This is a genomic window from Phenylobacterium sp. Root700 (assembly GCF_001429025.1).
In the GTDB taxonomy this organism is placed as follows: domain Bacteria; phylum Pseudomonadota; class Alphaproteobacteria; order Caulobacterales; family Caulobacteraceae; genus Phenylobacterium.
In genome coordinates, this window is the sequence record NZ_LMHT01000011.1 from 203,466 (window position 1) to 220,415 (window position 16,950).

Here is a 16,950-nt window from a genome sequence, read left to right on the forward strand (position 1 = left end):
GCAATCACCACGACGTGCCGGGGCGTGGCGTCTGAGGCGATCTCGTCATAGTGTGGGGGACTAAAGTCATGTGAAAATGGCTGTCGGGGGAGACGATATGCTCGCAGGCGATCGCGCGGCTGGCGGCGGGTTTGCGCGCGCCGCCCACTTGGTTCTCGATGTGGGCAAGCCGACCTTCGCCGCCGCCTTCTCCACCTATCTGCGGCAGAGCGCCAATATCCAAGACTACATGATCGTGGCCTATCCGCGCTCGCCAAACCAAGCGCCGGGGTGCCTGTTGAGCGCCAGTCCCGCCGCGCCGCAGTTGGCCCACCTCTATCGGGAGGCGTTCTACAAGCTCGATCCGAACCGCTCGATCATATTCAACGATCTCGACGAGGACGAGGTGTGCACCCTTCCTGCGTTGGGAGATGAGCACTACGATCCATCTTATAGAGAGGCGATATTTCAGAGTAATGGCATAATAGACAAGTTCGCCACGGCGTTCTGGCGCAATGATATATGCTATTACGTCAACTACTATAGAATGAACGGGCAGAGTTCATTTTCGATCTCGGATCGAGATGAACTTTCCGAAGTCGGAAATTTGCTGTCAAAGATTGTGGCGAGGCATTTTGAAAGCTTCGATACCGGCCGTCGCTCTCCAGGATCTCCGATGTCCCATGAGAGCCTCTGCAGGATGGTTCAGGAGCTCTCGTCGGCCTCCCCACTGACGACACGCGAGGCGCAGGTCTGTGCTCTCATTCTGATGGGCTGCAGTTCGGAGGCGATTGCTCTGCGGCTCGACATCGCGGTCAACAGCGTCCTCACCTATCGGCGGCGCGCGTATGAGCGCCTATCGATCACATCGCAAAACGAGCTCTTCGCGAAAGTGCTCACACGGCTCAGCGCCTCCCAACTCGGCGCGTCATGAGGCATCGCCAGGATGGGCGAGGGACGCGGCGGCTGGCGCGGATCACGGTTCGGCCGTTCGGCCGTTCGGATCAGATCGGAAGGCCCGGGGCGAGCGCCCGCAGTTCTTGGTGAAGGTCCGTGTGAAATAGGCGGGATCGTCATAGCCAAGATAGTAGGCCGCCTCGGCCACGCTCATATTTGTGTAAAGCAGGATGCGCTTGGCCTCCAATAACCGCCGGTCCTGGATCATCCGGCCCGGCGTGGCGGCCGCGGCCCGCAGGCAGGCGGCGCGCAGGCGTTTGGCGCTCACCTTCAGCGCCGAAGCATAGCCTTCCACCTGCACTTCCGAACGATAGCGCTCCTCCACCAGGGCGCGGAACCGGGCGACCAGGCCAGCTTGACTGTCGACGAGGGGCTCGTCGCCGACCTCGGCGTGGTGCGTGAGCCGAAGTGTCTCGACAAGCAGGGTGATGAGCAGGGCTTCAACCGCCGCGGCGTGCCCCGGGGCGCTCCAAGCGAGTTCACGTCCCAACCGCTCCAGCGCCTCGGTGAAAACCTGCTCCTCCGCGAGCGCAAGTATCCGTGGTTGGGCGAAGACGCGCCGTAGTTCGGTTTCCCGGCGAACGAGCTCATCGCGATACACGTCGGAAACGGTGAGGACCGCCCCGCGGGTCTCCAGTTCGTATGCGAACCCGTGGACCACGTTGGAGGGCACGACCATCAGGCAAGGGGCCTGGAAGGGAAGCCTCAGGGCGTCGGCCGACATGACACCGCCACCGTGGGTGACGTGGAAGATATGGCTCAGTCCGGTGTGGGTGTGCGGGCGGATGTTCCAATCCGCGGGCCGTGTTCGGTCCTCGATCGCCTCGAGGTGGAGGAACCGTTCGCCAACCGACCGGGGCGCCTCCCCGTAGAGGAAGAAGCGCGGAATTTGCGCGTCCTGCATTCGTTATCGCTCTCACATGGGTAGCCCGGGGGCAATCGCGTGTGGGCGAAAAGTCCAACTTTTTCGGTCATTGGTCCATCGCTGCCCAGGCCGCCCCGGCGCACATTGACGCCGAACATGGGGCGGCGGGAGGTCGGCATCCGCACGCAACCCACCATCATCACGGCCGCCCAGCAGGCGCTGGCCGAGAACTACGTTGGACTGCCGTTGCAATGAGGATGCGTCGATGAAGATCGTACTGGCCGGGCAGGGCGCCTTCGGGGTCAAGCACCTTGAGGCCATCCAGAACATTCCGGACGTCGAGGTGGTGAGCCTGGCGGGCGGCGGCGCAGACTCGACCCGTGAGGTCGCCGAACGGTTCAAGATCCCGCACTGGACCCTTGATCTCGGCGAGGCCCTGGCCCAGCCCGGCGTCGAGGCCGCGATCCTGGCCACGCCCACCGGACTGCACGCGGCCCAGGCCATCCAGTGCCTGGAGGCCGGCAAACATGTGCAGGTCGAGATTCCGATGGCCGACAACCTGGCCGACGCCGAGCGTCTGGCCGTGGTCGCCCAGCAGAGCGGCCTGGTCGCCATGGCCGGCCACACTCGGCGGTTCAATCCGTCCCACCAGTGGGTGCACAAGAAGGTCCTGGCCGGCGAGTTGAACATCCAGCAGATGGACGTTCAGACCTTTTTCTTCCGCCGCAAGAACCTGAACGCGCTCGGTCAACCGCGCAGCTGGACCGACCACCTGCTCTGGCATCACGCGGCCCACACCGTGGACCTCTTCCAATATCAGACCGGCGAGACCGTTTCGGTGGCGCGCGCGGTGCAGGGGCCGGCGCACCCGGAACTGGGCATCGCCATGGACATGTCGATCCAGCTCAAGGTCCCGTCCGGCGCGATCTGCACGCTCTCGCTGTCGTTCAACAACGACGGGCCGCTGGGGACCTTCTTCCGCTACATCTGCGACAACGGCACCTACCTCGCCCGCTACGACGACCTGGTCGATGGCAAGGAGCAGCCGATCGACGTCTCGAAGGTCGATGTCTCGATGAACGGCATCGAGTTGCAGGATCGCGAGTTCTTCGCCGCCATCCGCGAAGGCCGCGAGCCGAACGCCTCCGTCGCCCAGGTCCTGCCGGCCTATCGCGCCCTCGACCAGATCGAGCGGAGCCTGCTCTGATGGGCCTGGTCGTTCGCAACATTCCTCGCGCCGACGCTACGAGCATCGACGCGCTCGCCGGCTTCGGTGTCGCCACCGCGCACGAGGCGCAGGGCCGCAAGGGGCTTCTCGCGTCCTACATGCGCCCAATCTATCGGCCGGCCGCGATCGCCGGCTCGGCGGTCACCTGCGAGGTGGCGCCGGGCGACAACTGGATGATCCATGTCGCCGTCGAGCAGTGTCAGCCAGGCGACATCCTGGTCGTGGCCCCGACCAGCCCCTGTGAGGATGGCTACTTCGGCGACCTGCTGGCGACCTCGCTACAGGCGCGCGGGGTCCGCGGCCTGATCATCGACGCCGGCGTTCGCGACATCGCGGTGCTGACCCAGATGGGCTTTCCGGTGTGGTCGAAGGCGGTGTTCGCCCAGGGCTGCGTCAAGGAGACTATCGGCAACGTAAACCTGCCGCTGGTCTGCGCGGGCCAGCTGGTCAACCCGGGCGATGTGATCGTGGCCGACGACGACGGGGTCTGCGTGGTGCGGGTCGGGGAGGCCGCGGCGGTCGCCGAGGCCGCCGCCAAGCGCGAAGCCCTGGAGTTGGGCAAGCGGACCACCCTGGCTTCGGGCGTCCTGGGGCTCGACCTTTATAAGATGCGCGAGAAGTTGGCCGAGAAGGGTCTGCGCTACGTCGACGAGGCTCCACAGAGCTCGGGCCGATGACCCAGACCGCCATCCCTTGCACAGTGATGCGCGGCGGGACCTCGAAGGGCCTCTATTTCCGCGCGTCCGACCTGCCGGGGGACATCGCCTTGCGCGACGCGGTGCTGCTGGCGGCGATGGGCTCTCCCGATGCACGCCAGATCGACGGCATGGGCGGCGCCCATCCGCTGACCAGCAAGATCGCCGTGGTGGGACCTCCGACCCATCCAGATGCCGACGTCGACTACCTGTTCCTCCAGGCGGTGGTGGACGAGGCGCGGATCGACGCCGGCCAGAACTGCGGCAATCTGCTGGCCGGAGTCGGCCCCTTCGCGATCGAGGAGGGCCTGTTTCCCGCTCAGGACGGCGTGACCCAGGTCCGCATCCACATGCTCAACACCAAGAGCATCGCGGTGGCCCAGGTCCAGACTCCGGGCGGCAGGGTCCGCTATGATGGGGCGGCCCGGATCGACGGCGTGCCGGGAACCGCGGCGGCGGTTCCCATCGACTTCCTCGACGTCGCCGGATCGAGCTGCGGCGCCCTGCTGCCGACCGGGAAAGCCCGCGACGTGGTGGGCGGGATCGAGGTCACCTGCATCGACAACGGTATGCCGGTGGTGGTGATGCGCGCGGCCGACTTCGGCAAGAGCGGCTACGAGACGCCGGAGGAGCTTGAGGGCGACGCGGGCCTGAAGGCGCGGGTCGAGGCGATCCGCTTAACGGTCGGCCCGCTGATGAACCTGGGCGATGTCGCCCGCAAGACAGTGCCGAAGATGTGCCTGGTCGCGCCGGCCCAGCATGGCGGGGCGATCTGCACCCGTAACTTCATCCCGCACCGGGTCCACGAGGCGATCGGCGTGTTCGGCGCGGTCAGCGTCGCCACCGCCTGCGTCACGCCCGGTTCGATCGCCGCCGAGGTTGCAGGGATCGCCGACGTGGAGGCCGTGAAGGAACTGGAGGTCGAGCACCCCACCGGCTTCTTCACCGTCGCCATGGACGTAACGCTGGACGGCGGGCAGGTGCGGGTGAAGCGCTCGGCGCTGCTGCGCACGGCGCGGCGGCTTATGCGCGGCGAGGTCTACGTGCCCGCTGCGATCTGGGGCGGGTCATGAAGATCGCTCTGATCGGCTTTGGCGAGGTCGGCCAGATTCTGGCCGCCGCGCTCGTGGGACAGGGCGAACTGTCGGTCTATGATCGCCTGTTCGAGCAGGAAGACAGCGCTCCGAGCCGTGCGTTGCGGCTGTTCGAGGTTCGCCCCGGCGCCGACGCGGCCGACGCCGTCCGTGACGCGGATCTGGTGATCAGCGCGGTCACCGCCGCCCAGGATCTGGTCGCCGCTCTCTCGGTGGTGGCAGGGCTGAAGGAAGGCGCCTTCCTCCTCGATCTCAACTCAGTGTCGCCAGGCCAGAAGAGCGCCTCGGCCGCGGTGATCGGCCCGGCCGGCGGGCGCTATGTCGAGGCCGCGGTGATGAGCCCGTTCCCGCCCAAGGGGATCGCCTCGCCGATGCTGCTGGGCGGGCCGCATGCGCGCGCCTTCCTCGAAGACTGTGGCGCCCTCGGCTTTTCCGGGGCCCAGGTATTCTCGCCGACGCTGGGCCAGGCCTCGGCCGCCAAGATGTGCCGCAGCGTGATGATCAAGGGGATCGAGGCCCTGGTTACTGAATCCATGCTGTCGGCCCGCCGCTACGGGGTGGACGCCACGGTGCTGGCCTCGCTGGGCGNACTGGTCCGCAACGGCCCGATACATGATCTCTCGCTCGATCGAGCACGGCGTCCGCCGGGCCGAGGAGATGGACGAGGTCGCCCAGACGGTCCGCGAGGCGGGCCTCGATCCGCTCATGAGCCGCGCCACCGCCGAGCGGCAGGCCTGGGCTCCCCAGTTCGCCGACGCCCTGGCCGAGGAAGACCTCGGCCGCATGCTCGACGCCATCTTGCAAGACATCGACGGAAAGAGCCGATGATCATCGACTGCCACGGCCACTACACGACCGCGCCCGCGCCGCACGACGCCTGGCGCGACGCCCAGAAGGCGGCCTTCAAGGCCGGCGGGGATATCGATCCGGCCTATCCCGACATCTCCGACGACGAGATCGCCGAGACCATCGAGACGAACCAGCTGCGCCTGCTCAAGGAACGCGGTGCGGACATGACGATCTTCTCGCCACGCGCCTCGACCATGGCTCATCACATCGGGAACGAGGCGGTCAGCCAGGCCTGGACCCGTCGCTGCAACGACCTGATCAAGCGGGTGGTCGAGCTGTTCCCCCAGACCTTCGTCGGGGTCTGCCAACTGCCGCAGTCGCCGGGCGTGTCGGTGGCCAATTCCATCGCCGAGCTGGAGCGCTGCGTGCTGGAGCTGGGCTTCGTCGGCTGCAACCTGAACCCGGACCCGTCGGGCGGCCACTGGACGGCGCCGCCGCTGACCGACCGCGCCTGGTATCCGTTCTTCGAGAAGATGGTTGAACTGGACGTGCCGGCGATGGTCCACGTCTCGGGCTCGTGCAACGCCAACTTCCACGCCACCGGCGCCCACTACATCAACGCCGACACCACCGCCTTCATGCAGTTCCTGGAAGGCGACCTGTTCGCCGATTTCCCGACCCTGCGGTTCATCATCCCGCACGGCGGCGGGGCGGTTCCCTACCACTGGGGGCGCTACCGGGGCCTGGCCGACATGCTGAAGCGCCCGCCGCTGCGCGAGCACGTGATGAAGAACGTATTCTTCGACACCTGCGTCTACCACCAGCCGGGCATCGACCTGCTGTTCAAGGTCATCGACGTCGACAACATCCTGTTCGGGTCGGAGATGGTCGGCGCGGTGCGGGGGATCGACCCGGAAACCGGGAACTATTTCGACGACACCAAGCGATACGTCGACGCGCTGGCTATCTCGGTCGAAGGCAAGCGCAAGGTCTTCGAGGGCAACGCGCGCCGGGTCTATCCGCGTCTGGACGCGATCCTGAAGGGCCAGGGCCGATGAGCGCCTTCGTCATGGATCCCGGCTGGCGGGTCTGGCACCCATCGCCCGCCAAGCCGCGTTTTCAGGTTCCGCCGGGCGCGGTGGACGCCCACTGCCACGTCTTCGGGCCGGGGGACGTGTTCCCCTATGCCCCGGGCCGCAAGTACACGCCGTGCGACGGGGGCAAGGAGCAGCTCTGGCGGCTGCGCGACCACCTGGGCTTCGCCCGCAACGTCATCGTCCAGGCCACCTGCCACGGCGCCGACAACCGGGCCTTGCTGGACGCCATCGCCCATTCGGACGGCCGGGCGCGTGGCGTGGCCACGGTAAAGCGGGACGTCAGCGACGAGGAGCTCCGGCGCCTACATGACGGTGGCGTTCGCGGCGTGCGCTTCAACTTCGTGAAGCGGCTGGTGGACCGGCTGGACCCCGACGAGTTGAGCGAGATCGCGGCCAGGATCGCGCCGCTGGGTTGGCACATCGTCCTCTACTTTGAGGCCGCTGAGCTGGAGGAGCTGTCCGACTTCTTCCTGGCCCTGCCGACGCCGCTGGTCATCGACCATATGGGCACGCCTGACGTAGCGCAGGGGGCGGGCAGCGCGCTCTTCGAGCGTTTCATGGCCTTCATGGCCGCGCGGGAGGACATCTGGTGCAAGGTCACCTGCCCGGAACGGCTGTCGAAGGAAGGGCCGCCGTTCTATTCGGACGTGATCCCGTTCGGCCGCCGGGTGGTGGAAGCCTTTCCCGATCGCGTGCTCTGGGGCACCGACTGGCCGCATCCAAACATGCGCACCCACACGCCCGACGAGGGGCAGCTGGTCGACTTCATCCCGCAGATCGCAACGACCGCCGACCTGCAGCGCAAGCTGCTCGTGGACAATCCGATGCGCCTCTACTGGCCGGACCAATGACCGAGAACCCCTTCAAGGACATTCCCGGCACGACCCTGTTCGACGCGCAGCAGTCGCGCCTCGGGTTCCACCTCAATCAGTTCTGCATGTCGTTGATGACGGCGGCGAACCGCGAGGCCTTCAAGGCCGATGAGCGCGCCTATCTCGACCAGTGGAAGATGTCCGAAGTCCAGAAGCAAGCGGTGCTGGACCGCGACTGGAACGGCATGATCGCGCTGGGCGGCAACATCTACTTCACCGCCAAGATCGCCGCGACGGACGGCCTATCCTTCCGCCAGATCGCCGCGACCATGAGCGGGGTCACCGAAGATGAGTATGCGGAAATGATGCTGAACGGCGGTCGTTCGGTCGAAGGCGTTCGTTCGAAAAAGGACCTGCGCTGATGGCCAGGATCACCGCCGGCGTCGCCACCAGCCATGTGCCGGCCATCGGCGCGGCCCTCGACAACGGCAAGGCGGCCGAGCCCTACTGGGCGCCAGTGTTCGCCGGCTATGAAGCGTCCAAGGCCTGGATCGCGGCGGAAAGGCCTGATGTCGTCATCCTGGTCTACAACGACCACGCCTCGGCCTTTTCGCTGGAGCTGATCCCGACCTTCGCGATCGGCTGCGCCGACGAATTCGCCCCGGCTGACGAGGGCTGGGGGCCGCGTCCGGTGCCGATGGTGCAGGGCCATCCCGAGCTGGCCTGGCATCTGGCCGAACGCCTGATCCTCGATGAGTTCGACATGACCATCGTCAACAAGATGGACGTCGATCACGGCCTGACCGTGCCGCTATCGCTGATGTTCGGCCAGCCGGACGCCTGGCCGTGCAAGGTGATTCCGCTGGCGGTGAACGTCGTCCAGTACCCGCCGCCGACCGGAAACCGGTGTTTCAACCTGGGCAAGGCGATCCGCCGGGCGGTCGAGAGTTATCCCGAGGATCTGAAGGTGGTGGTGTTCGGCACCGGCGGCATGAGCCACCAACTGCAGGGACCCCGCGCCGGCCTGATCAACCGCGTGTTTGACAACGCTTTCCTGGACCGGCTGGTCGATGATCCCGCCGGCCAGGCCCAGGTCCCGCACATCGACTATGTCCGTGAGGCGGGCTCGGAGGGGATCGAACTGGTGATGTGGTTGATCATGCGCGGGGCGCTCGACGACAAGGTCCGGGTCGTTCACCGTTTCTATCATGTGCCGGCGTCCAACACGGCGGTGGGGCATCTGGTGCTTGAAAACGCCGGAGGCTGACAGGCAGCCCTTTTTGCGCCGGCGCTGATCCACCACGACCGAAATTGGCGCGGTCTTGGGGAGCAAGCGGCATCGCGCCAACTGCTGGCTGAATGTCGCCTTTGCGGACGCTTTTCAAAGACTGGTTGTGGCGCCAAGAGGCCGCTCACAGGCTGGCTGAGTGAAGGTCTGTTTCCCGCCGCCTCGGGTCGCGGTCAGACGTTCATGGCCGTTGCGTAGACGACGCGCTCGCGGACCTCAGGTGAGTTGAGGCCGCTCTCGGCCTCAGTGCTGTATTGCTCGGTCTCAACGATCAACAGGCGCAGGCGATCGCCGTTGGCGGCCGGCAGCTGGATCGTCTCCTCGTGGATCAACGGCGGCAGCATCAGCGCCAGCATCTCTGGCCGGGCGAGCAGGTCGTCGAACCGGCCGGCGTTGACCAGGGTCAGGCCTTCCTTGGCGATCAGGCGTTGCTGCTCGGTGAGGGCGCCCCGGGCGATATTGAAGGTGCTGGTCGTGCGCGCGATGGTCGCGAAGGGCAGGGGATCGCCGATGTGCGGGCGCTGGCCTTGAGGCGTGTCACGCCAATCGAGGTCGGGGTCGCCGCCTTGAGCCAGGCGCTGCAGGCGGATGGTGATGTTGCCGGCGTTCGGGCGGACATAGCCCGCGGCCGGCAGGGCGCCGTAGACCGAGACGCGCCGGCCGCCGAGCACCGTCGGCGTGATCGTCGCGACACGATCGGGAGCGAGTTGCTGGAAGGCGGCCATTGCGACGGACGACAACTCCAGGCCGCTGACGCTGTGCGGCTGATACCGCGCCAGCGCCAGGCGGATGAAGGGGAAGTAGGCTCCGCCCGGACGCACGACGATGTCGCAATACCAGAGCTTGCGCTCGGCGTCGTAGGCGACCGCGTGGGGCACGGCGTGGACGCGCAGTCCGTCGGGCGCGCCCTGCGGCGTCAGGTTCTCCAGCGGGAAGCCGTCGCCCGCGACGGCGCCTTCGGCCACCGCGCCGGGGTCGGTCGGACCCTCGCCGCCAAAGTCGTAAGGGACCGGCCCCTTGTCGAGGCGTTTGGGGAAGGCGCCTCGGGCCGGCGCGATGGTCTTGACCTTGGGGCCGGCCCAGATCGGGTCGGCGCCCCATTGGGTCACGAAGTCCTTGGCCGCGGACAGGGTCGGGTCCTCGGTTCCGGCCGGCAGCAGGACCGCCAGCATTTCGTTGCTGCCGGAGGCGAACCAGGGGCGGTCCAGATAGACGCGTATGCCGCCGCCCTGGCGCCAGCTCCGCTGCTCCTGTCCAGGTTCTCCGCCGCCGGACCAGCCGAAGGTCGGCACGACGTAGCTGATGACGGGCGCCGGCGGAGCGCTGGAGCTCGGCACCCAGACCCCGGCCTCGGGGCTCTTGCGGGTCAGCAGCGAGGCGTCGTTGCGCACCGGCGCCGGCATGAACTCGCGGAACCGGGTGGTCGCCGTCATGGCGTAGTTGACCCATCTGGCGCGGGTGTCGGTGAAGACGTGCTCGTCGAACAACCGCTTGGCGGCGAGATCGGGGTGATCCAGGCGCGCGAAGTTACGTCGGAAGGCCTGGGCGTTCTGAGTTCCGGTGATCGGTCCGTCCGGACCGTGATCGTCGATCTCGAGCCAGCGCGCCTCCATGTCGATGCGCGTCGTGCTCTTGCAGTGGATAGGCGTCGCATAGCCGATGGACGCCTTGATCTCTCCGGCGCCCCGCCCCGCGAACAGCGACAGGAACTGGGGCGTGATCAGCGGTCGTTGCACGGCGTGCACCAGGTCCACCGTTCGCCAGGGCGTGAACATCCAGTGCTGACCGGCCCGCGCGCGATTTAGGGCGTTCTGATAGCGCATGGCCGCTTCCGCGCCTGGGCTGGCCTCGGCCAGTTCACGCAGGCGGTCCAGCAGCTTCAGGATCGCCAGGCCCCGGCTGGGGATCAGGGCGCTCATGCGGATGCGGGCGCGCTCACCTGGGGCCAGCACGACGCGAAACGTCCGGCTGGCCGGGTCCCAACCGGTCACCCCGGTTTCCGAGGCCGTCAGGCTGAACCCCAGCGCGTCCGGCCACTTGGTCGCCGCGTCGGGATCCCAGCTGTCGCCGACGAAGGGCACGCGCCAGATCTTGGCGGGATTGACGCTAGGGACACCTGCGATACGCAGCGCCGCGCCGCCCGCCAGCGGGTCGTACAGGTAGGGTGTGGCGGCGGCCTCCGGTCCTGTCGCGAAGGTCGTCTCGACCACGGCGGCCGGCGCGCCCTCAGGGCGGAAGGCGGGGGTGTCGACGGTGACCTTCGGATAGTTCGCGTCGCGGGACTTGAGCAGACCGTAGACGCTGGGATCGGGGCGTCCGCCACGGTCGAGCGCGCCATGGAGTTCGACGAAGCGTATGCCGACGCGCGGCGGGACGATGTTGCGGCGGGCCTCGATGTCGTTGTCGGCGACGACGTCCATGGTCCGAAGGGCCGCGCGGGCCATGCTCTCGCCGTCCTTGGGGAGGGGATCTCCATCGATCAGGGTGATGACCGGACTTTCGACAGGCTCATAGCGGCCGAAACGATAGGGCGCGCTGACGCTCGCCGCGGGACCGGCGTCGTCCGGTGTCCAGGCCAGTCCTCCGCCGGCGATGTCGGCATAGCGCATGCGGACCCGATAGCTTCGGCCGAAGCGCAGCAGCGGCAAAGATCCCCGTCTGGTCGTCGGGGTTACGCGGAGCGGCAAGCCGACGGGGGTCTCGTTGGGCGCGACCTCGTGGCTGATGTCGTCGGGCATGATCGCCAGGCCCGGCTGCGGCGCGGCCAGGCTCCAGCCGCTCCAGGCGAAGAGCGCTTCGCTCGCCTTGAGCAGTTTTGGGGCGCTCCCGTCCACGGCCTTGCCGACCGCGAGGCGCAAGGTGGCCTCCTCGTCGGCGGAGTCCAGGGCCTGGCCGCCGTGGAGCAGTTCGTAACGGCCGTCGAAACGCAGCAGGGACTGCCAGCGCCCCGTCCGGTCGTCATGGATATCGGCGCGCCATCCCCGGATCAGATCCTCGGCGAACAGCGCCACCTTGCCGGTTGAAACCACGGATGCGTTCAGGCCGTGGGATCCGGTGAAAAGCCCGCGGATCGCCTGATCGCGGCGGGTCTGGGCGAGCTGGATGCCGGCGGTCCGCAGGCGCGGCGCGCCGGCGCGGGCCACCTTGTCGGTGTTGAAGGCCTCGTCGTCGAACCGCTCGTCGGTCATTCCGGGCAAGTTGATCGAGAAGTTCTTCAGCCCAAGGCCGGCGCCGTCGACGTCCATGGCGACAAGGTTGAACACGCCGGGGTCCATCCGAAGCCAGGCGCCGGTGAGATTGGCCGGGTTCTTCGGTCGCGCGCGGAAATCGGCGGCGTCGCGGCGTGCGTGGGTGACCGGCAGCACGTCGGGCTCGGTCGCGGTCCCCGCGTGCGCCCAGTCCACTTCGATCTGCACGTCGACGTCCCCGAGCGGCACGAGGTCCAGATCGATTTCCAGCGGAACGACCAGACCGCAGGCGACCATCAGCACCGGGTGTTGGCCAATCGCGCTGACAATCCGGTGGAAGTCGAACTGGGCCGTCAGCTCCGCCGGCGTCGGCATGGGCTGGCGCTTGTGGGCGCGATAATCGGCGTCCTCGTGCGGGTCGTCGGGGCCGGACTTCTTCGCCGTGAAAATTTCTTCCTGGTTGAGGGGGCGGTGGTACTCGGCCAGCAGGGCGATCGCCACGTCCCGGTTACGGACCGCCTCGGCGCTGGTGGTGGTGCGCAGGCGTTCGATGAGGCTGCGGCGGTCATGCTGACGCCCTGGGGCGTAGCGGATCTGCTTCTCAAGCTCGGCGACCCTCGGCAGGTCGTCGCCGGCGGTTCCGGCCAGGTTGACGTAGTCGGTCTCGATGGCGCGCGCGAGGTCGGCCAGCGGGTAGCTGAGGACGTCATGGTCCCGCAGATCCTCAAATTCGTGAGTCTGCACCGGCGTGGTTTGCGGAAAGAGCGCGGCCCATATCTGCGGGTCCGCGGCGGTCATGCGGTCAGGCCTGACCGTCTGCTGATTGATCCTGAGAGTCAGGCCCGCGCCGTTGATCGTCCTGGCCCAGTCGCGCCAGGCCGGGAACTGGCTGAGGTCGGCGGGGGCGACGCCGGCGACCAGCGACAAGCGTGGCGCGATATGAAGATTGAGCCGGGCGCGGCCGCCCGAGACCCCGTTCGGAATAATGGTGAAGATGACCCGTTGGGAGATGTCGGCCATGCTGAACCCCTCAGGCGTAGGCGGCGCAGTACTCGTCCCAGAGCGCTGGCTCGGGAACGAAGTCGAGGAAGGTGGGATCGGCCTCCGAGCCGATGAACGTCTTTTCGACGCTCACGCTGACCGAGGTGGAGAAGAACAGGATCTCGATCTCCACCACCAGACTTGCCTGGCCAAAGAGCTTGGAGCTGCGCACGCCGTTGTTGGCGGACTTCTCCAGCAGCTCGTAGGTCAGCCCCAGATGGAAGGTCATCGAGACCGAGACCAGGCCTAGGACCGACAGGCGCCCGCCCATCTCCACGAAGCCTTCGAACTCGATCTTGTCGCCGGCGTAGTGGAAGTAGAAGCCGCCCTTCACATAGACCGAGCCGGACGCGACCCCCAGATTGATGGCGATCTGGGCGCCGAAATCGAGTTGAGCCTCGATCTCCCGCACGCCGCCGGTGTCGGCCACCAGGGCTACGAAGCCGCCGCCGCCGAACATCGAGACCGTCAGGTTGAAGGTGTTCTGGCGCTCGGCGAAATTGAAGCGGGCGGTCGGCGGACCGCCCGTGAACGGCAGACTGAAGGCCGCGCCCAGCGAGATGTTCGAGAGCGCCAGGATGCCAAGCTGCACGGTCGGCAGGCCCAGCGAATAGCCGGCGGTGATCCCTGCCGGGGTCACGTCGAGGTTGGGCGGATCGGAGAAGCCGTTCGCCGGAATGAAGTCCTTCAGCCTGTTGATGAACTCCAGCGGCCCGCCGAAGGTGACGCCGGTCTCGGGGTTCAGGTCCACATCCACGTCCGGCTTGCGGCCGTCGACGGTGCGGAAGTTCAGGCGGTCGAAGTGGAGGATCAGCGCGCCGACCAGGCTGATCTTGAAATGGGTGAGGACGCCGGTGACGGTGGTGCTGGCCGGCTTGCCGTCGAGCGGGGTGTCGATCTGGGTGGCCAGGCTGAAGACCGTGGGGCCGCCGGCGCCGGTGATCAGTCCTGGAAGCGCCTGGCCGGAATCCAGCGTCTGGGTGATCGCAAAACGGGTGCGCACCAGCTTTAGATCTGGGATCTCGGCCGTGGTGATCTTCGGGGTGTCGCCCGTGTCGCCCAAGGGCAGGGCCTTGAGCAGAGTCTTCAGGGAGAAGAAGCCCAGCAGCTTGGCGTCTGGAAAGAAGTCGCTCGGGTTGAAGCTGTTGGCCCCGAAGCTGGCCAGCGGGCCGCTGGCGACGCCGTGTCGCGCCGACAGGCCCGAGGGCGTTATGTCCGGCGTGGCGATGGCGCCGACGGCGTCGCTGGGCGCGGAACTCCCAAAGGACAGCTTGGCCGGGCCGACAATCCTGGCGAACAGATCTCCCGCGCCAAGGCCGGTCGCGAGGAAGGGTTCGTAGAAGGCGATCTTGTCTTCGCGTGGCTGCCCGATCAGGCGTTCGATGGCGGCGAGCTTGGCGGTTGATTGGCCAAAGCGTGGAAACTGCTGGAGCTTGGCCGCCGGTGTCGCGCCGATGGCGCTGGTGGGGGCGATGGCCCGAATTTCGGCGTCGATCAGCGGCACGTCGACATCGGCCGCCTCGGCTGAGGCCGGTGCCATGCGGACGCTTTGGCCGCCGAGCGGGGCGACGCGCCGGGTCGCCGAGGCCGCGCCGTTCCAGTGAACGGCGACCTTGCCGATGTGGGGCGAGCAGTTGCGCAGCTCCGACATGAAGATGAGCGGCATGTCGAAGGCGATCTTGCGGCCGGCCTGATCGGTCCCGACCATCGGGAAGCGGTAGTCGACCCCGCCGCCGCGCGAGGGCCAGAACGCCTGACGGAATTCGGCTTCGATCTGTTCGGAATAGAAGTCAGCGGGCAGGCGGTCGGCCGGCGCGCTTCCGGGCGGCGCCAGGTCGGGCGTGACGTCCACCGCGCAGGCGACCTGGACGAAGGGCAGGGAGCGTCCGGCGTGCGGCTGGGGCGAGCCGCCCGGATAGTCGATCACCTTGTCCCGGACGACGATGAAGAACCGTTGGCGCAGGAAGGCGACGCGGTCGTCCTGCTTGGCTGGATCTCGCCATTGGAACTTGCGTTCGGTCAGCTTCACCAAGGTGGCCCGGTGGCCGAACGGGAACAGGAAGCCGGAGTATTCGACACGCACGAAATAGTCGCGGCCGATGGCGGCGCGGTGCGTCCAGGCCGACAAGTCGACGCCCTGGGGACGGGGATCGAACTTGCGGTGGGCCTCCAGGTCGCCGCCGAGCGCCGTCAGCATGAGGCGGCGGACATAGGCGGCGCGCGGCGTGAAGGGCGTGACGCCGTCCTGCCGCTTCTCGTCGTAACCGGCGGTCAGCTTGACCAGCATCTGGCGGTCGAGCTTGTCGAGCGGTTTGCGGAAGCCGTCCTGAGTGTCCTTGCGATAGTCGGGCGACCAGATGAAACGGAGCTTTTCGCCCTTCCAGCCGCCGCTGTCGGTCGGTGCGCCGGGGCGGTCGTCTACATGAACCTGGCCGTCGCGGAGCAGGCGTGTCCCCATCCGGCTGTGCCAGAGTTCCGTGCGACCCCCATGGGTGACGGGCGCCAGGGCGTGGGTGAAGCCGGCGGTCTTCAGCGGCGAGGCGATCAGCCGGTAGGGCATCTCCAGCGCGGTCTCGTGCTCGCCGGGCGGGTCGGGCTTGAGGAAATCTATGAAGATCTCTGGCGGAAGGCGGGCGAGGTCGAAGACGCCGGAGACCCCGCCGCGCTGCACGTCGATCAGCGCGCGTCGGCTGGCCTGGGCGCGGACATAGATGGCCGCCGCCACATGGTCGACGCGCCCTTCCTCCTGCTGACCGGAGACGGGGAGCAACTGTCGGATGGCGGCGCTGGCGCGGCGCGCCAGTAACCCGCTCTGGTTCGGCGCCGCGTCGCGCGCCGCCGCAAGGCCGCTGCGCGCCAGTTCGGCCGCGACCCGATCCAGGGCGGCGCGCCCGTCGGTGCTCAGCCGCTCGCCGAGGGCTTCGCGGGTCAGGATTACAGTTGAGCGCAGGTCGCGCGAGATCCAGCCTAGCTTGACGACGCCGTGATAGCGCAGGTCGCCAGGATCGGGCTGGGCGCTGCCGTCAAGGAAGAGCGGCCAGGTTCGGCAGGCCTCCAGCAGGGACGGCAAGGTCCAGTCCAGGCCGTCGACCCCGGCGGGCGCCTCATAGACCAGCCGGCTTGATCCGGCGGCGCGGACCTTGGCCTGGGGGGGAAGGTTGGCGGGCGTGACGCCGGCGCTTTGCGGCGGGTTCTTGCGGCCCTTCAGGTTCTGGTCGGCCTCCATCTTGGTCTGGTTGGCGCCGGTGATCTCCGGGAACGCCTCCTCGCCGACCGACTGAAACTGATGGGTGGCGATCAGGTAGGCCGGGCGTCCGGCGTTGGCGCGGATCAGCCGCGCGCCGCTGCGGTGCAGGTTGATGAACTGAAACTCAAGGACAAGAAGGTCGGCGGGGCGAATGACCTGAAGCGGGGGCGCCAAGGCGAAGAGGCGTCCGGCCTCCTCGACGGTCCTGCCCGTAACCTTGCCTGCCGTGAGTCGCGTCGTGGCGACCCATGAGCGTAATGCGACAGCCGATCCAGCCACTGGCACCCTCCCGTGATGGTGGGACGCTCAGCCCAAGAAAGTGGGCCAACATTCATCGGCCGCCATCTTTCCTCCTCGTCGGACGTTTCATCAATCTCAAATTGAGCAATTTGAAAATTCAGTTGTCGGTAGATTGGTTAACGGCCCGCGTCAGTATCGCTGTGTCGGATCATGTCGATCGCGAGGGCGACCGACTGATCAAGGCTCCGACGCTCCATTTCATGGACAGCGCCTTACTTGCCGGCTTGATCTGAGGGGCTAGGAGCCAGGTGCGACCCTCGCGGCGAACCGGGGCGTGCCAGCGGCCGGACTTCTGTTTGCGGATGGGGGCCGTTTCGGGTGCAAAACCGGTGCGGTGAGTTGGCGAAAAGGGGCGAATTCCGTCGAAAAA

General features: G+C 67.2%; 14 protein-coding genes. 11 read left to right on the forward strand and 3 right to left on the reverse strand.

The genetic code is table 11. The annotated features are described in order from the left end of the window. Nucleotides 1-97 precede the first annotated feature (97 nt). The gene (locus tag ASE02_RS06520; protein ID WP_056732347.1) at nucleotides 98-913 is read left to right on the forward strand and encodes a helix-turn-helix transcriptional regulator; all 816 of its coding nucleotides are present in this window, start codon (nucleotides 98-100) and stop codon (nucleotides 911-913) included. Between the two features lie 42 nt (nucleotides 914-955). Here the strand turns inward: ASE02_RS06520 and ASE02_RS06525 are convergent, their stop codons facing one another. Beyond that, nucleotides 956-1,840, reverse strand: coding sequence for a helix-turn-helix domain-containing protein (locus ASE02_RS06525; protein ID WP_056732349.1), 885 nt, complete (start codon nucleotides 1,838-1,840; stop codon nucleotides 956-958). 226 nt (nucleotides 1,841-2,066) lie between these two features. On the opposite strand from ASE02_RS06525, the gene ASE02_RS06530 reads away from it, so the two are divergent. From ASE02_RS06530 to ASE02_RS06560, 9 genes are all read left to right on the forward strand, one after another. Further along, entirely contained in the window at nucleotides 2,067-3,008 is a 942-nt protein-coding gene (locus ASE02_RS06530) for a Gfo/Idh/MocA family oxidoreductase (protein WP_056732351.1), read from the forward strand. Next, nucleotides 3,008-3,706 carry a 4-carboxy-4-hydroxy-2-oxoadipate aldolase/oxaloacetate decarboxylase gene (locus tag ASE02_RS06535; RefSeq protein WP_056732353.1) on the forward strand — a complete coding sequence of 233 codons (699 nt, stop codon included), beginning with the start codon at nucleotides 3,008-3,010 and terminating at the stop codon, nucleotides 3,704-3,706. Before ASE02_RS06530 ends, ASE02_RS06535 begins: the two co-directional genes overlap by 1 nt. Continuing rightward, the gene (locus ASE02_RS06540; protein WP_056732355.1) at nucleotides 3,703-4,797 is read left to right on the forward strand and encodes a 4-oxalomesaconate tautomerase; all 1,095 of its coding nucleotides are present in this window, start codon (nucleotides 3,703-3,705) and stop codon (nucleotides 4,795-4,797) included. Before ASE02_RS06535 ends, ASE02_RS06540 begins: the two co-directional genes overlap by 4 nt. Beyond that, the coding region (locus tag ASE02_RS21950; RefSeq protein ID WP_235536629.1) for an NAD(P)-binding domain-containing protein at nucleotides 4,794-5,406 on the forward strand (613 nt) is incomplete at its 3' end. The genes ASE02_RS06540 and ASE02_RS21950, both read left to right, overlap by 4 nt. A 24-nt stretch (nucleotides 5,407-5,430) precedes the next feature. Continuing rightward, the gene (locus ASE02_RS22895) at nucleotides 5,431-5,646 is read left to right on the forward strand and encodes a DUF1932 domain-containing protein (RefSeq protein WP_235536637.1); all 216 of its coding nucleotides are present in this window, start codon (nucleotides 5,431-5,433) and stop codon (nucleotides 5,644-5,646) included. Then, complete coding sequence (locus ASE02_RS06545) at nucleotides 5,643-6,665, forward strand: amidohydrolase family protein (RefSeq protein ID WP_056732777.1); 1,023 nt, start codon at nucleotides 5,643-5,645, stop codon at nucleotides 6,663-6,665. Before ASE02_RS22895 ends, ASE02_RS06545 begins: the two co-directional genes overlap by 4 nt. Then, a complete protein-coding gene (locus ASE02_RS06550; RefSeq protein WP_056732357.1) occupies nucleotides 6,662-7,555 on the forward strand; it encodes an amidohydrolase family protein in 894 nt (297 codons plus the stop codon). Before ASE02_RS06545 ends, ASE02_RS06550 begins: the two co-directional genes overlap by 4 nt. Continuing rightward, nucleotides 7,552-7,938, forward strand: coding sequence for a protocatechuate 4,5-dioxygenase subunit alpha (ligA, locus tag ASE02_RS06555; RefSeq protein WP_056732358.1), 387 nt, complete (start codon nucleotides 7,552-7,554; stop codon nucleotides 7,936-7,938). Before ASE02_RS06550 ends, ligA begins: the two co-directional genes overlap by 4 nt. Then, a complete protein-coding gene (locus ASE02_RS06560) occupies nucleotides 7,938-8,783 on the forward strand; it encodes a class III extradiol dioxygenase subunit beta (RefSeq protein WP_056732360.1) in 846 nt (281 codons plus the stop codon). Before ligA ends, ASE02_RS06560 begins: the two co-directional genes overlap by 1 nt. 194 nt (nucleotides 8,784-8,977) lie before the next feature. Here the strand turns inward: ASE02_RS06560 and ASE02_RS06565 are convergent, their stop codons facing one another. After that, on the reverse strand, nucleotides 8,978-13,012 hold the full coding sequence (locus ASE02_RS06565) for a hypothetical protein (RefSeq protein WP_056732362.1): 4,035 nt from the start codon (nucleotides 13,010-13,012) through the stop codon (nucleotides 8,978-8,980). 10 nt (nucleotides 13,013-13,022) lie between these two features. After that, nucleotides 13,023-16,454, reverse strand: coding sequence for a hypothetical protein (locus ASE02_RS06570; protein ID WP_056732364.1), 3,432 nt, complete (start codon nucleotides 16,452-16,454; stop codon nucleotides 13,023-13,025). An 83-nt stretch (nucleotides 16,455-16,537) separates the two neighbouring features. On the opposite strand from ASE02_RS06570, the gene ASE02_RS22255 reads away from it, so the two are divergent. After that, nucleotides 16,538-16,813 carry a hypothetical protein gene (locus ASE02_RS22255; protein ID WP_156405937.1) on the forward strand — a complete coding sequence of 92 codons (276 nt, stop codon included), beginning with the start codon at nucleotides 16,538-16,540 and terminating at the stop codon, nucleotides 16,811-16,813. Nucleotides 16,814-16,950 lie beyond the last annotated feature (137 nt).